Origin of the sequence: Acinetobacter sp. HA (assembly GCF_000264725.1) — a bacterium.
Taxonomy (GTDB): domain Bacteria; phylum Pseudomonadota; class Gammaproteobacteria; order Pseudomonadales; family Moraxellaceae; genus Acinetobacter; species Acinetobacter schindleri.
In genome coordinates this window covers 1-1,060 of sequence record NZ_AJXD01000084.1, presented here as the reverse complement: position 1 = coordinate 1,060, position 1,060 = coordinate 1, and the positions used below count along the sequence as shown (strand labels likewise).

General features: G+C 44.0%; 3 pseudogenes. 1 reads left to right on the top strand and 2 read right to left on the bottom strand.

The features are described from left to right. Together HADU_RS11720 and HADU_RS11715 are read right to left on the bottom strand one after the other, a co-directional pair. A pseudogene (locus HADU_RS11720) lies at positions 1-213 on the bottom strand (IS6 family transposase); the annotation flags it as partial. A 64-nt stretch (positions 214-277) separates the two neighbouring features. Then, positions 278-862 (bottom strand): annotated as a pseudogene (locus HADU_RS11715) (heavy metal-binding domain-containing protein); the annotation flags it as partial. Between HADU_RS11715 and HADU_RS11710 the strand changes: the two are divergent. Next, positions 848-1,060: pseudogene (locus HADU_RS11710) on the top strand (IS6 family transposase); the annotation flags it as partial. The pseudogenes HADU_RS11715 and HADU_RS11710 overlap by 15 nt on opposite strands.

Sequence of the window (1,060 nt, the reverse complement as noted above, 5' to 3'; positions counted from 1 at the left end):
ATCTGTAGGATTACGCCAATACCAGCGTAAGCGTTTTTCCATTTCTGGAGCATAACGCTGAACCCAACGATAAATTGTGGTGTGGTCAACATTCACACCCCGTTCAGCGAGCATTTCTTGAAGTTCACGATAGCTGATGCCATATTTACAATACCAACGAACAGCCCAAAGAATGATTTCACCTTGAAAGTGCCGACCATGGAAGGGATTCATCTGCTGTATCTCGAAATAAATAAGATATTTAGCTTATCATGTCAGCCTATTTGCAACAGTGCCTCAGCGTCCACATGTTCGGGCTGCGATTCACAACCGATTGCCAACCCCGGGAAAAAAATGGCCAACCTGCCCAAAGTACAATTGGGAGTGACAACACCAGTTCAATCCAGCTCTGAACCACCATATTGAACAGGTTCATTTGATGACCAAACATCGCCAAAAAAGTCACGATGATGGTCAATGGCAGTGTCCACCAGAAGCGTCGGCGGAAATCACGTAACTCCGGATTCTCATCTTCCTCTAATTCAGGAATGAGTGGCTCCAGTATCATTCCGCATTTAGGACAGTTTCCAGGATGATCTTGTTTAATTTCTGGATGCATTGGGCACGTATAGATGATCGTGCCTGTTGTGCTTGTCTCATTAACGGATTGAGTAGTCTGATGATGCTGTGTATGTGCATCGGCAGTCGTCGTTGCGGGTTTAGCGATATATTGCACCGGGCTGCTATGAAACTTTGATTGACATTTATCACTGCAAAAAAAGTAAGTTTTCCCCTTAAATTCCTCGGCACTGTTGCAAATAGGCTGACATGATAAGCTAAATATCTTATTTATTTCGAGATACAGCAGATGAATCCCTTCCATGGTCGGCACTTTCAAGGTGAAATCATTCTTTGGGCTGTTCGTTGGTATTGTAAATATGGCATCAGCTATCGTGAACTTCAAGAAATGCTCGCTGAACGGGGTGTGAATGTTGACCACACCACAATTTATCGTTGGGTTCAGCGTTATGCTCCAGAAATGGAAAAACGCTTACGCTGGTATTGGCGTAATCCTACAGAT